A 13,502-nucleotide genomic window follows, 5' to 3' on the forward strand; every position below is an offset into this window, starting at 1 on the left:
GCTACGCGCTGATCCAACGTGCGAGAAAGAACGCCGCGGCCGATGCGAGGCCGCCGACGAAGACGGTCTGCAGTGCGCCACGCAACATGCTGATGCCGGTGAAGCGGGCTTTGGCCGCGCCAAAAATCGCCAGTGCGATCAGCGTGCAGATGACGGACAGGTGCAGCGCTGGCTGCAGCCCATCGATCAACATGTACGGCAGCAGCGGGACAAGGCCGCCGACGATGTAGGCACCGCCAATGGTCAATGCGCTGCGCAATGCGCGGCCAGGTTGTGGTTTTTCCAGCCCGAGCTCGTAGCGCATCATGAAATCCACCCACGCCTCGTGATCGTTGTGGAAGTGTTCCAGTACCGGCTTGCATGCGTCGCGCGTCAGGCCGTATTGCGCAAAAATCTGCACGATTTCGTTTTCTTCTTCGCGCGCCAGTTCGCGCACTTCACGCAGTTCGCGGCGTCGTTCGGCGTCGTAGTGATCGGCATCGCCGCGTGCCGCGAGATAGCCACCAAGGCCCATCGCAATCGCACCGGCTGCGATTTCCGCTACGCCCGCCACCACCACGACACGGCTGGCAACGGCTGCGCCGGAAAGGCCTGCGGCCAATGCAAACGGAACCGTCAGGCCGTCAGCCATACCGATGACGAGGTCGCGCACGACATCGGAGGCCATGAAATGGCGTTCCGTATGATGGTGATGATGCTTGGGTGACATGGCAAACGCTCCCTGTGACGCGCGCCACTTTAACGGCAAGCGTCGAAAAACGCGGCAATGAGAAACACACGCATTGTCTTTCGCACCACGGTTACGTGATGCGAAAGACAGGCATGGCAACGATCAGATCAGCTTGATCTCGCGCAGGCGCTGCATGAGATACTCATGCGAGCTGATGGCGGTGTCGTAGCGGCGCGGGTTGTCCGTGGTAATGCATTGGGGCAACGGGTCGAGCATCACATCCGGATTCGGATGCAGGAAGTACGGCACCGAATAGCGCGGCTTGCGTGCGTTGGCGTTCTGCGGATTCACCACGCGATGCGTCGTGGACGGATACACATGGTTGCTCAGGCGCTGCAGCATGTCGCCGATGTTCACCACAATGGCATCGCCTTCCGTGGTAATAGGCAGCCAGTTGCCTTCGCGCGTGAGCACTTCCAGACCTTCCGCACTGGCACCGACGAGCAGCGTGATGAAGTTGATGTCTTCATGCGCGCCGGCGCGTACGTTCGGAATGTTTGCTTCGGCGATCGGCGGATAGTGAATCGGACGAAGGATGGAGTTGCCTTCGTTGATCTTGCCCTCGAAGTACTCTTCCGGCAGATCGATATGCAGCGCCAGCGCGCGTAATACGCGGCTGCCAAGGTAATCGAGCGCCTCGAACAGTTCGTAGCCGTATTCGTGAAAACCGGGGACTTCGGCCGGCCAGATGTTCGGCGGCATGACGTCCGCAAATTTCGAATTGCGATCGATTTCGCGGCCGATGTGCCAGAACTCTTTCAGATCTGGATAGCGGCTGTCTTTGGCGGTTTCGATCTTGAAGGGCGTGTAGCCGCGCGCGCCGCCTGTACCAGGCATGTGGTACTTCATCTTGGTTTCGGCAGGTAGCGCGAAGAAACGCGCGAAGGCGTCGTACGCGCCGTCGATCAATTCGGGATTGATGCCGTGACCGCTGATGCAGCAGAAACCGAACTCGCGATAGGCGGCGCCCAGTTCGGCGACGAACGCGTCGCGGTCAGTGTCGAATCGACGGATATCGAGAGTCGGAACTCGTTTGGTTGCAATGTCCATAGCTTTTCCACAGGTATTGGCGTGCGGTCAATGTGTGTTCCGCCACCGCAGGGGCGTTGCACGTCGGGCCTGTTCCTTGGCGACCTGGGTACCTGAGTGCGGGGCATCGGCCCCGCTGGTTCACGAGCGTTCGGCTACGGATTTTACGACGTCTGCCAGCTTTTGCGCCAATTGTTTCACTTCCGCTTCGTCAGCCGCTTCTACGGTGACCCGAGCCATCGGCTCGGTGCCGGACGCACGCAGCACGACGCGGCCACGGCCATGCAAGGCCTGTTCGGTCTCGGCAAGCGCTTTCTTCACGTCCTCGCTATGGAGTGCTTCGCGTGCGCCTTTGGCGCGGACGTTGATCATGACCTGGGGCATCTTGTGCAGCCCCTGACGCGCGGCGACGAGATCCTGGCCGTCGAATTTCAGGGCTTCGAGCACGGCCAGCGCCGCGACAATACCGTCGCCAGTGGTCGCGCGGTCCATGCACAGCATGTGACCGGAGGTTTCACCGCCGAGCACGCCATCGTGTTCCTTCAGCTTCTGCAGAACGAAACGATCGCCCACGTTGGCGCGGATGAAATCGATGCCGGATTCGGTCAAGGCCTGCTGCAAACCGAAGTTGCTCATCGACGTGCCGACGACGGGGCCTTTGAGCATGCCGCGTTTGTGCCAGCTGCGCGCGAGCACATAGAGCATGTCATCGCCATCGCCGATGACGCCGTTGCGATCGACCATCTGTACGCGATCGCCGTCGCCGTCGAACGCAAAGCCGATATCCGCCTTGTTTTCCAGCACCGCGCGCTGCAGTGCTTGCGGGTGCATCGAGCCCACATCGTGATTGATATTGAAGCCGTCGGGCTTATCGCCGATGACGTACAACTGCGCGCCCAATTCCGCAAAAACCTTGGGAGCGGCCTGATACGTGGCGCCATGCGCGCAATCGAGCGCGATCTTCATGCCGGCGAGCGTGAAATCTTCCGGCACGGTGGTTTTGCAGAATTCGGCGTAGCGTGTGACGGCGTCGGTTACGCGCACCACTTTGCCCAGATCGTCGGAATCGACGGTGGTGAATTGCGCATCGGCTTCACGCTCGATCGCGTGCTCGATCTCGTCGGAAAGTTTTTCGCCGTGGGCGGAAAAAAACTTGATGCCGTTGTCGTGATGCGGGTTGTGCGACGCGCTGATCACCAAACCCGCATCGGCACGCAGGCTGCGCGTAAGGTAGGCGACGGCAGGCGTGGGCATCGGGCCGAACAAACGCACGTCGACGCCCGCAGCGGCCAGCCCCGCTTCCAGTGCGGATTCGAACATGTAGCCGGACACGCGCGTGTCCTTGCCGATCAACACCAGCGGATGACCCGGCGTTTTCTTCTGCTGACGGAGCACCACGCCGAGCGCGCGTCCAAGACGCAACATGAAATCCGCACTGATGGGCCATTGGCCAACGCGGCCGCGAATGCCATCGGTACCAAAGTATTTACGCTGTGTCATGACTTACCTGCTTGTTATTCGTCGTCCGGCCAGCGCGGCACATTGGGCGCGTCGCGGCGTTCGGGCTTGTCGCCCGATTGCACGGCATGCCACACCTTCAGCGCATCCACCGTGGCGGCCACATCGTGGACGCGTACCATGCGTGCGCCACGCTGAACGGCGATCAACGCCGCAGCCACGGAACCTGCAGCGCGATCGGCGGGCTCCTTGCGGCCGGTGAGCGTGCCGATCATGGATTTGCGCGACAAACCGACGTAAACACCGCTACCGAGATCGGCAAAACGTTCCAGCCGGCGCAGCAGTGCCAGGTTGTGCTCCAGGTCTTTGCCGAAGCCGAAGCCCGGATCGACCATCACCTTGCGCCGGTCGATCCCGGATATTTCGCAGGAGAACAGTCGATCGGTCAGGAACCGATGCACTTCGCCGACAACATCGTCGTAGTGCGGCGCGTCCTGCATGCTGCGTGGCTCGCCTTGCATGTGCATCAGACAGACCGGCACGCGCAATTCGGCCACCGCGTCCATCGCGCCTTCGCGGCGCAAGGCATAGACGTCGTTGATCATGCCCGCGCCGGCAGCGACGGCAGCGCGCATCACTTCCGGCTTGGACGTATCGATGGCGATGGGTAGCGATGTACGCGCGACAAGTTGTTCGATCACCGGAATGACGCGCTTGAGTTCGTCATCGACGGAAACATCGTCGGCACCGGGCCGGGTTGATTCGCCGCCGATATCGAACATATCCGCGCCCTCTTCTGCCAGGCGCAGGCCGTGAGCGACCGCGGCCTCCACGTCGGCAAACTGGCCGCCGTCGGAAAACGAATCCGGCGTCACGTTGATGATGCCGACCACGCGCGGACGATCGAGCGTCAACGCGCGGCCATTGCAATCAAGCACCGTGGCAAACAGATCCGTCGACATGCTCACTTACTCCGCGCCGCCGAGCTGGCCCATGAACTGGCGGTAGTAACGCAGCTCGTCGATGGAATCGCGAATATCCGAGAGGGCCGTATGCGCCGACTCTTTATTGAAGCCGCGACCGATCATCGGCGCCCAGCGACGCGCCAGCTCCTTGAGCGTGGACACATCCAGGTTGCGATAGTGGAAAAATCGCTCCAGTTGCGGCATCTGCCGATGCATGAAACGGCGGTCCTGGCAGATGGAGTTGCCGCACATCGGCGATTTGCCGGGCATCACCCATTGCTTGAGGAAACTCACCGTCGCCTGCTCTGCCGCGGCATGATTGACCGAGGAATTGATCACCTGATCCCACAGCCCCGAACGACGGTGCTGATTGCGGTTCCAGGTGTCCATCGCCTCCAGCCGCTCCGTCTCGTGGCGGATAGCGAACACGGGACCTTCGGCCAGAATGGTCAGGTCCTTGTCGGTAACGATGGTGGCGATTTCGAGGATCGAGTCGTTGTCCGTATCCAGACCGGTCATTTCGAGGTCGATCCAGACGAGATTGTCTTCGTTGACTTGGCTCATGCGCCCTCCCGGCGCGAAGTCTAGCAGAGGCCGCCACAGGGCTTCGCATGCGATGATCGGCTGATGCAGACCCTCTTCTGGCACGACTACGAAACCTTCGGCACGGATTCGCGGCGAGACCGGCCCATTCAATTTGCCGGTATCCGCACCACGCTGGAGCTGGAAGTGGTGGACGAGCCGGTGATGTTCTTCGCCAAGCCGCCCCGCGAGATGCCGCCCAGCCCGGAATCGTGCCTGATCACCGGTATTACCCCGCAGCAGGCCGAACGGGATGGTGTGATCGAGGCCGACTTTGCCGCGCGCGTGCACGAACAGCTGGCGGCGCCGGGCACGTGCGGTGTTGGCTATAACTCGCTCCGCTTCGACGATGAATTCACACGGCAGCTGCTCTATCGCAACTTCTTTGAGCCCTATGCTCGGGAGTGGGAAAACAGCAACTCGCGCTGGGATCTGATCGACCTGGTGCGCATGTGCGAAGCCCTGCGTCCCGAAGGCATCGTGTGGCCGACGCACGACGACGGCGCGCCGAGCTTCAAACTGGAACACCTTGCGCGGGCCAATCACCTGCAGCAGGAACGCGCGCACGATGCCTTGTCGGACGTGCATGCCTTGATCGATCTCGCGCGCCTGATTCGCGTGCGCCAACCGCGCCTGTGGGATTGGCATTACGGCCTGCGCCGCAAGCAACGCGTCTTCGAATTGCTCGATCTGACGAGCATGACGCCTGTCGTGCATGTGTCGTCGCGCTATCCGGCAAGCCGGCATTGTCTGGCGGTGATCATTCCGCTCGCGGTGCATCCGAACCGTTCGGGTGAAATCATTGTCTACGACCTTTCGCAGGACCCTGCCGATCTGCTTTCGTTGGATGCAGATGACATCGCCGACCGCATGTTTACGCCGCGCGCCGATCTGCCAGAGGGCATCGAGCGCATTGCGCTGAAGACGATCCATGCCAATCGCTCGCCTGCACTGGCGCCCTTATCGGTGCTGAAAGGCGTCGATATGCAGCGGCTTCAGCTGGATATGGATCGCTGCCTCGCCCATGCGGAAACACTGCGTGCGGCAACAGGACTCGGCGAGAAACTGCGCAGCATTTTTCAGCACGCGGCCGACCTGCCGCCACCGGAAGACCCTGAGCTTGCCCTGTACAGCGGCTTTCTTCCCGACTCCGACAAAAAACTGCTGCGCGACGTACGTGGAACGCCGCCCGATCAGTTGGGACAGAAGACCTTCGCGTTCCGCGATCCGCGCTATGCGGAGCTGCTGTTCCGCTACCGCGCACGAAACTGGCCAGACACGCTATCTGTCGAAGAACGCGAGCGCTGGGAAACATTCCGGCAACAGCGTCTAACGCGCCCGACACCGCTTACCGTGTTGACCTTGCCCGATTACTTCGCGCAAGTCTCGGCCTTGCGCAACGACCCGGCCAGAAGCGATAAATGGCCTTTGCTGGATCAACTGCAAGCCTGGGGCGGACAACTCGCCGCCGAAGCTGGTATTGCCGCCTGACACACGGAACCGAACCCGATGCCTCGTGCTTATTTTTCACCTGCCACATTTCGTTTTCTGCGCGCGTTGGCGCGCAACAACAATCGCGAATGGTTTCAAGCGCACAAACCGGATTACGAACGCGATGTGCGCGATCCGTTTCTTGAACTGATCACGGATATGCAGGGCCCGCTGGCGAAAATCAGTTCGCACTATCGTGCCGAGCCGAAGAAGAATGGTGGCTCGCTGTTTCGCATCTATCGGGATACACGGTTTTCCGGCGACAAGGAGCCTTACAAGCCGTGGGCGAGCGCGCGGTTTTATCACGAGCGCCGGCACGAGATTTCGGCGCCGTCGTTCTACATCCACATCCAGCCCGGTGATTGCTTTATCGGTGGCGGCATGTGGCGGCCGGATGCAGATCCGTTGAAGCGTATTCGTGCCTTTCTTGCCGACAACCCGGCAGCTTGGAAACGCGCTACGCAAAGCAAAGCGTTCAAGGATCATTTCGAGTTCTGGGGCGAATCGTTGACGCGGCCGCCGCGTGGGTTCGATGCGAATCACGAGCTTATTGAGGATTTGAAGCGCAAGGATTTCGCGGCGGGTGCAGCCTTTGACGAGAAGCTGGCGTGCTCGTCGGAGTTGTTGCCGTATATGGTGGCTAGCTACAAGCGTATTGCGCCGATGATTGATTATTTGTGTGCGTCGCAGGAGCTTGATTTCTGACAAATCCACCTCACCCCGCTCGTCATTCCGGCGTAGGCCGGAATCCAGTGGCTAGAGCGTGTGACAGTCGTCGCCCTATCCAAGCTTGACGACACTGGATTCCGGCCTGCGCCGGAATGACGGCAAAGAGGGTGGTCGCTTGAGTGTGCGCATTAAAAAAACCCGCTTTTGCGGGCTTTTTTTAATCACGCTTCGGGACGCATATAAGGGAACAACAGCACATCCCGAATCGACGACGAATTGGTCAGCAGCATCACCAAGCGATCGATGCCAATCCCCAATCCACCCGTCGGCGGCAACCCCACTTCCAGCGCACGAATGTAATCCGCATCAAAGTGCATCGCTTCGTCATCGCCGGAATCCTTCGCATCCACCTGCGCCTGGAAGCGCGCGGCCTGATCTTCCGGATCGTTCAATTCGGAGAAGCCATTGGCGATCTCCTTGCCGTTGACGAACAACTCGAAGCGATCGGTAATGCCCTTGTCCGTATCGTTCTCGCGCGCAAGCGGCGACACTTCCACCGGATGATCGATGATGAAAGTCGGCTGGATCAGCGTGTGCTCGACGGTCTTCTCGAAGATTTCCAGCAGCAGCTTGCCCCAGCCGTAACCCGCCTTCACATGCACACCCAGGCGTTTGGCGTGCGTGGCCATAGCGTCGCGATTGCGCAGTTCTTCGCGCTTGATCTCCGGATTGAGTTCCAGCACCGCATCTTCCATGCGCCAGCGACGGAAGGCCGGGCCGACATCGATGCCCTCACCGTCCCACTCCAGCTGTGTCGTGCCCAACACGTTTTGCGCCGTATCGCGAATCACCGACTCGGTGAGATCCATGATCTCGTGGTAGGTCGCGTATGCCTGATACAACTCCAGCATGGTGAATTCAGGATTGTGTCGCGTGGACACACCTTCATTGCGGAAGTTGCGGTTGATTTCGTAGACGCGATCAAAGCCGCCGACCACCAGGCGCTTCAGATAAAGCTCCGGCGCCACGCGTAGGAACAGATCGATATCCAGCGCGTTGTGATGCGTGATGAACGGACGCGCCGTGGCACCGCCGGGGATGATATGCATCATCGGCGTTTCCACTTCCATGAAGCGGCGCGGTCCGGCTTCCAGCCACTGACGCATGTAGCCGATGATCTTCGAGCGCAATGCGAACGTGCGGCGCGCTTCTTCGGTGACGATCAGATCGACATAACGCTGGCGATAGCGCTGCTCGACATCGGCAAGGCCATGCCACTTGTCGGGTAGCGGACGCAGACTCTTGGTGAGCAGGCGCACGCTATGGACCTTGACCGACAGTTCACCGGTCTTGGTGCGCATCAGCACGCCCTCGGCACCGATGATGTCGCCGACGTCCCAGCCCTTGAAGGCCTTGTAGGTGTCCTCGCCAACCGTGCCCTGATGGATAAACAGCTGGATACGGCCGCTGAAATCCTGGATTGGCACGAACGCAACTTTGCCCTGATCGCGCTTGATCATGATGCGGCCGGCGACTTTCACATGACGCGCAGCCGCTTCGACCGCTTCTGCCGTGTGCGTGTCTTTGTCGGCAAATTCGGCCTGCAAATCGCCCGCGAAAGCATCGACCTTGAAATCGTTCGGAAACGCGATACCGCTCTCGCGCAGCGCGCGCAGTTTCTCGCGGCGCTCGGCGATCAGCTTGTTTTCGTCGATCGGGGTGTCGGTGGGTTCAGTCATGGATAGTCCGTGTTATGTCGACACGCCATCGGGGCGTCGAGTACTGCTTTATAGAGGGTTTGATGTCCTGACACCGCTTGATGGTTCACTTGCCAAGCAAGACTAACCGTCAATCGCCTTTGTGAAACACTTGCTTGACCGCGTGCGTGGTGGCGTTCCAGCCCTCATGCGCGCCATGCGCGATGCCGTGACCGACTTGCGCTGCGCCATGACCAACCGATTTGGCTGCATTCGCCGTGCCATGTCCGACTGCCCGCGCCGCGTTCGCCGTGCCGTGCCCGACGTCGCGGGCACCGTTGCCGATGCCCTGTCCTGCCGTCTTCGTGTCCTGCTTGATGTCCTGGCCGACACTGGCACTCGCCGCACTGGCAAACGACGCGAACAACGCACACATCGGTAGCACTACGAAAATCTTCTTGCCGTTCATGCGATGACTCCGTGTTCGGTGGTCAAGCACATCCGTCACTTAAGCGTCTAAACGCTTGGCACCGGCATCCAGGCCGGATTTCAAACTGGCTTCCACGAATTCGTCCAGATCGCCGTCCAGCACTTTCTGCGTGTCGGTGCGTTCGATGCCGGTGCGCAGATCCTTGATGCGGCTCTGGTCGAGCACGTAGTTGCGGATTTGGCTGCCCCAGCCAATATCGGACTTGGTGGCTTCCAGCGCATCTTTCTCGGCGTTGCGCTTCTGGATCTCGATTTCGTACAGCTTGGCTTTCAGCATTTTCATCGCGCGGTCGCGGTTGGCGTGCTGGCTGCGCTCGGTCTGGCATGCCACCACCACGCCGCTAGGCACGTGCGTAATACGCACGGCGGACTCGGTCTTGTTGACGTGCTGGCCACCGGCGCCCGACGAACGGTAAACGTCGGTCTTCAAATCGGCCGGATTGATCTCGATGTCGATATCGTCGTCGACTTCCGGCGCCACGAAGACCGAGGTGAAGCTGGTGTGACGGCGGTTGTCGGAGTCGAACGGGCTTTTGCGCACGAGGCGATGCACGCCGATTTCGGTCTTCAACCAGCCGTAGGCGTAATCGCCTTCCACGCGGAACGTGGCGGATTTGATGCCGGCCACTTCACCCGCGCTCGCTTCCATCAGCTCGACCTTCCAGCCGCGCGATTCACACCAGCGCAAGTACATGCGCAGCAGGATTTCGGCCCAGTCCTGCGCTTCGGTGCCGCCGGCGCCAGCCTGGATGTCGACGAAGGCGTTGGCCGAGTCCATCTTGCCGGAGAACATGCGCTGGAATTCCAGCTTGCCGACTTCGGCGTCGATCTTGGCGACGTCACCTAGTACCGCGTTGACGGTGGCTTCGTCACCGTCGGCGGCGGCCATTTCCAGCAGCTCGCCGGCATCATTGAGGCCGCCAGTGATGCGGTCGATGCCACTGACGATGGTGTCGAGGCGGGCGCGTTCGCGGCCCAGTTCCTGCGCGCGCGGCGGATCGTCCCAGACGTTGGGGCTTTCCAGTTCGCGGCTTACTTCTTCCAGACGCTCACGCTTGGTGGCGTAGTCAAAGATACCCCCTAAGCGACTCGATGCGGCCCGTGAGGTCCGCAATCTGCGCGAGGATCGGATTGGTCTCAATCATGTGGCGTAAAACCCGATGTTGTGGCGCCAGACAGGCGCGAAACAAACGATTATCGTAGCAAACCGGGTGAGTAAGGCCTAGACGACCTTGCCGGGATCGCACCCTCGCGAGGGATCGCATCCGCTTGAGAAGGAGGCTATTCACGGTGAAACACCCGGGCCTTTCATCAGGTCGGGGATGGCTGATGCTCGGCCTTGGCCTGTTTCCGAGCAGCACACCCGCCGACCTTACCCCCTCCTCCAGCGCCGCCGGCACACCGCAAGCCAGCAGGCCCAATCCCATGCAGCGCGTGGAAACGGCGATGGAAAAAGGCGACGTACTGGGACTCTATCGCCTCTACAACACGTCCCCGGACGCGGTCACGCACGTGCTCGCCGCGATGGCGCTGGAACGCCTAAACCTGCATCTGGACAACGCCACGCGTGACGCCAGCCAATGCGAAAAGGTGTTGTTCGATTCGCAACCTGACGTCGCTTATTACTGCGCGCTTTTTCAAAGCGGCGACGTGCGCCTGTCTGGTCAGGAAAAGCGCGCCGATAACATGGATCTGTCCATCGCCCAGCGGTATCAAGGCAAGATCGGTGCGGCGATTTTGACCACGCTCGCCGACAACGCGACACACCGCGCACAGCTACCGGAATTTCAGGTGCAGCGGCCGGATCACACCCTCGTGCTGCCACTCACGACGGACTTCGATAGCACGTCGGTCTATCTCAGCGCTCAGGCCAATGGCAAATCGATGCTGCTGGCGCTCGACACCGGCGCATCCTGGTTGGTGCTGGATGAACGGGCGGCCCGCAAATGGAATGTGCGCTACATAGACCATCATCCCAGCTATATCCAGGGTTATTTCGCGAAGAAGATTCAGGTGCAGGAAGGATGGCTCGACAGCCTGGAACTTGGCGGCATCACGATGCAAAACGTGCCGGTCTATGTGATTCCACACGCGCCTAGAATCATTGGCATCGATTTGCTTCGCCGGCTTGGCGCTTTGCGTATCAGCAAAGATGAGCTGACCATCTATGCCGCCAGCGATGTAAAGCCGCCGTGCAACGATGCGCTGCTTGCATCCAGCCAATACAACGGAAATTTCCTGCGACTACTCACCAACATTGCTATCAACGGCAATGTGCAACCTGCGATGCTCGACACTGGCAGCAGTACGTATTTGAGCGGTAACGCCGCCGTCCTGTCTCAATACAAGAGTGGGATAAGCGGTCATCTCATGATGCGCGACATCAGTTCGCAGACCCAGGAAACCCGGGCGCGACTGGCAACGGAAACCGTCGTTATCGGTCATCAGCCGATCCGGATGACGTTTGTCGTATTCGAAGACGACACGCTCCCGTGGGGTTACGTATTAGGCAATCTCGTCCTGCAGGATATGGATTTCTTCTTCGATTTCGACAATCGGCATACGTGCCTGCTCTTGCACAAGCGCCTGCATTGATTCCGTAGACGCAGCGACGCCTGCAACATGCGGATCACGTTGCAGGCGCTTAACTCATGTCGCCGTTTCCAACGCATGGCTGTGCACATCACGCACGGCGCGTCCGGACGGGTCGGCCATCTTCGCAAACGCCGGGTCCCAGGCCAGCGCAGCCGATGACGAGCAGGCAATCGATTTGCCACCCGGCACCGTCGCTGCGCAGGCTTCTCCCGGGAAGTGCTTTTCGAAGATGCGGCGGTAGAGATACGCCTCTTTGGTCGCCGGCGTGTTGAACGGATAACGCGCCGCGGCCGCGGCAAATTCGCGATCGCTGATCGCCTGTTCGGCATGTGCCTTCAATCCATCGATCCAGCCGTAGCCGACCCCGTCGCTGAATTGTTCTTTCTGCCGCCAGAGAATCGATTCGGGTAAGGCGCCATCGAAGGCTTCGCGCAATACGGCTTTTTCAATCCGCCCGTTGCCTGCCATCTTGTGTTTGGCATCCATGCCCATGGCGACTTCCATAAACTCGAGGTCCAGGAACGGCACGCGCGCTTCCACACCCCACGCCATCATCGACTTGTTGGCGCGCAGGCAATCGTAGCTGTGCAAGGCATCGAGCTTGCGGATGGTTTCCTCGTGAAACGCTTCGGCAGATGGCGCTTTGTGAAAATACAGATAGCCGCCGAAGATTTCGTCGGAGCCTTCGCCCGACAAGACCATCTTCACGCCCATTGCCTTGATCCGTCGCGCAAGCAGGTACATTGGCGTCGATGCGCGGATGGTGGTGACGTCGTAGGTTTCGATATGCCGGATCACTTCCGGCAGCGCGTCGAGGCCTTCCCAGAAGGTGTAGATGAAACCGTGATGCACGGTGCCCAAGGCATCGGCCACCACTTTCGCCGCGGCCAGATCGGGCGAACCTTCCAGACCGATGGCGAAGGAATGTAACCGTGGCCACCATGCTTCGCTGCGATCGTCGTCTTCAACGCGTTCGCGTGCGAAACGCGATGCACATGCGGCAACCAGCGAGGAATCCAGACCACCCGACAGCAGCACGCCATACGGAACGTCCGTCATCAGTTGACGATGTACGGCCTTCTCGAAAGCTTCGCGCAATTCACCTGGACCCGGCGATTGCCCTTTCGTTACGCCGTAGTCGCGCCACGGGCGGCTGTAGTAGCTACGCAAGCGGCCATCGGCGCTGTCGTAGACGTGTCCGGGCGGAAATGGCGCGACATCCGCACATACGCCAACGAGGGCCTTCATCTCCGATGCAACGCACAGACGACCGTGTGAATCGTGCCCCCAGTACAGCGGGCAAACGCCAATGGGATCGCGGGCAATCACATATCGCTGCGCGGCGCCATCCCACAGCGCGAAGGCAAAAATGCCGTTGAGCTTGCCGAGGAAATCGACTCCATGTTCCTTGTAAAGCGCATTGATGACTTCGCAATCCGAACCCGTGGTGAAGTCATAGCTGCTCTTTGCGCGCAGCTCGCGGTGGTTGTAGATCTCGCCGTTCACCGCCAGCGCAAGTTGCCCGTCACGCGAACGCAGCGGCTGCGCACCACTGGCCGGATCGACAATGGCAAGACGTTCGTGCACCAGGATCACCCCCGCGTCCACGAAGACACCGCTCCAGTCCGGTCCACGGTGCCGCTGACGTTGCGACAGTTCCAGTGCCTGCAGACGTAACGCAGCCAGGTCATCGCCCGGCTGCAGATCGAACATTCCAAATATGGCGCACATGTCAGATTCCCTTTGGCAGATCAAACGTGAAAAACAAAAGGGCCCGCTTTTGGCGGGCCCTTTTGC

Annotated in this window: 12 protein-coding genes; 3 read left to right on the forward strand and 9 right to left on the reverse strand. The window is 60.2% G+C overall.

Translation table 11 applies throughout. From position 1 onward, the window contains the following. Position 1: 1 nt before the first annotated feature. The 5 genes from EKH79_RS04820 to orn all read right to left on the reverse strand — a co-directional run bounded on the left by EKH79_RS04820 (position 2) and on the right by orn (position 4,746). Positions 2-709, reverse strand: a complete 708-nt coding sequence (locus tag EKH79_RS04820) for a VIT1/CCC1 transporter family protein (RefSeq protein ID WP_126672647.1) — start codon at positions 707-709, stop codon at positions 2-4. 123 nt (positions 710-832) lie between these two features. After that, complete coding sequence (locus EKH79_RS04825; protein WP_126672648.1) at positions 833-1,780, reverse strand: isopenicillin N synthase family dioxygenase; 948 nt, start codon at positions 1,778-1,780, stop codon at positions 833-835. A 120-nt stretch (positions 1,781-1,900) separates the two neighbouring features. Continuing rightward, a complete protein-coding gene (gene glmM, locus EKH79_RS04830) occupies positions 1,901-3,259 on the reverse strand; it encodes a phosphoglucosamine mutase (RefSeq protein WP_126672649.1) in 1,359 nt (452 codons plus the stop codon). 14 nt (positions 3,260-3,273) lie between these two features. After that, complete coding sequence (gene folP, locus EKH79_RS04835; protein ID WP_199754144.1) at positions 3,274-4,179, reverse strand: dihydropteroate synthase; 906 nt, start codon at positions 4,177-4,179, stop codon at positions 3,274-3,276. Between the two features lie 6 nt (positions 4,180-4,185). Beyond that, positions 4,186-4,746, reverse strand: a complete 561-nt coding sequence (orn, locus tag EKH79_RS04840; protein ID WP_126672651.1) for an oligoribonuclease — start codon at positions 4,744-4,746, stop codon at positions 4,186-4,188. A 63-nt stretch (positions 4,747-4,809) separates the two neighbouring features. Here orn and sbcB point away from each other — a divergent pair, with 63 nt between their 5' ends. Both sbcB and EKH79_RS04850 read left to right on the forward strand, forming a co-directional pair. After that, positions 4,810-6,255 (forward strand): exodeoxyribonuclease I, encoded by a 1,446-nt coding sequence (gene sbcB / locus EKH79_RS04845; protein WP_126672652.1) that lies wholly within the window; start codon positions 4,810-4,812, stop codon positions 6,253-6,255. Between the two features lie 18 nt (positions 6,256-6,273). Continuing rightward, entirely contained in the window at positions 6,274-6,960 is a 687-nt protein-coding gene (locus EKH79_RS04850) for a DUF2461 domain-containing protein (RefSeq protein WP_126672653.1), read from the forward strand. 185 nt (positions 6,961-7,145) lie between these two features. Here EKH79_RS04850 and lysS read toward each other — a convergent pair whose 3' ends face one another. The 3 genes from lysS to prfB form a co-directional block, all read right to left on the reverse strand. Then, the gene (gene lysS / locus EKH79_RS04855; protein WP_126672654.1) at positions 7,146-8,663 is read right to left on the reverse strand and encodes a lysine--tRNA ligase; all 1,518 of its coding nucleotides are present in this window, start codon (positions 8,661-8,663) and stop codon (positions 7,146-7,148) included. A 109-nt stretch (positions 8,664-8,772) separates the two neighbouring features. Beyond that, positions 8,773-9,090, reverse strand: coding sequence for a hypothetical protein (locus EKH79_RS04860; RefSeq protein ID WP_126672655.1), 318 nt, complete (start codon positions 9,088-9,090; stop codon positions 8,773-8,775). A gap of 39 nt (positions 9,091-9,129) precedes the next feature. Then, positions 9,130-10,255, reverse strand: a protein-coding gene (prfB, locus tag EKH79_RS04865) for a peptide chain release factor 2 (protein WP_126672656.1) whose coding sequence is annotated in 2 segments (ribosomal slippage) — positions 9,130-10,179 and positions 10,181-10,255 — 1,125 coding nt in all. Because the reading frame shifts where the segments join, the coding sequence is not laid out codon by codon here. Between the two features lie 184 nt (positions 10,256-10,439). On the opposite strand from prfB, the gene EKH79_RS04870 reads away from it, so the two are divergent. Further along, on the forward strand, positions 10,440-11,705 hold the full coding sequence (locus EKH79_RS04870; protein ID WP_126672657.1) for a retropepsin-like aspartic protease: 1,266 nt from the start codon (positions 10,440-10,442) through the stop codon (positions 11,703-11,705). Between the two features lie 54 nt (positions 11,706-11,759). Here EKH79_RS04870 and asnB read toward each other — a convergent pair whose 3' ends face one another. After that, positions 11,760-13,436 carry an asparagine synthase B gene (gene asnB, locus EKH79_RS04875; protein WP_126672658.1) on the reverse strand — a complete coding sequence of 559 codons (1,677 nt, stop codon included), beginning with the start codon at positions 13,434-13,436 and terminating at the stop codon, positions 11,760-11,762. Between the last annotated feature and the right edge of the window lie 66 nt (positions 13,437-13,502).

The organism is Dyella dinghuensis (assembly GCF_003977615.1).
Classification (GTDB): domain Bacteria; phylum Pseudomonadota; class Gammaproteobacteria; order Xanthomonadales; family Rhodanobacteraceae; genus Dyella_B; species Dyella_B dinghuensis.

Excerpts from the sequence above, each read along its gene's own strand:
- EKH79_RS04870 (WP_126672657.1), top strand. The coding sequence starts at position 10,440 with ATGCTCGGCCTTGGCCTGTTTCCGAGCAGCACACCCGCCGACCTTACC.
- asnB (WP_126672658.1), bottom strand. The coding sequence starts at position 13,436 with ATGTGCGCCATATTTGGAATGTTCGATCTGCAGCCGGGCGATGACCTG.
- glmM (WP_126672649.1), bottom strand. The coding sequence starts at position 3,259 with ATGACACAGCGTAAATACTTTGGTACCGATGGCATTCGCGGCCGCGTT.
- EKH79_RS04820 (WP_126672647.1), bottom strand. The coding sequence starts at position 709 with ATGTCACCCAAGCATCATCACCATCATACGGAACGCCATTTCATGGCC.
- folP (WP_199754144.1), bottom strand. The coding sequence starts at position 4,179 with ATGTCGACGGATCTGTTTGCCACGGTGCTTGATTGCAATGGCCGCGCG.
- orn (WP_126672651.1), bottom strand. The coding sequence starts at position 4,746 with ATGAGCCAAGTCAACGAAGACAATCTCGTCTGGATCGACCTCGAAATG.
- EKH79_RS04825 (WP_126672648.1), bottom strand. The coding sequence starts at position 1,780 with ATGGACATTGCAACCAAACGAGTTCCGACTCTCGATATCCGTCGATTC.
- EKH79_RS04850 (WP_126672653.1), top strand. The coding sequence starts at position 6,274 with ATGCCTCGTGCTTATTTTTCACCTGCCACATTTCGTTTTCTGCGCGCG.
- EKH79_RS04860 (WP_126672655.1), bottom strand. The coding sequence starts at position 9,090 with ATGAACGGCAAGAAGATTTTCGTAGTGCTACCGATGTGTGCGTTGTTC.
- sbcB (WP_126672652.1), top strand. The coding sequence starts at position 4,810 with ATGCAGACCCTCTTCTGGCACGACTACGAAACCTTCGGCACGGATTCG.
- lysS (WP_126672654.1), bottom strand. The coding sequence starts at position 8,663 with ATGACTGAACCCACCGACACCCCGATCGACGAAAACAAGCTGATCGCC.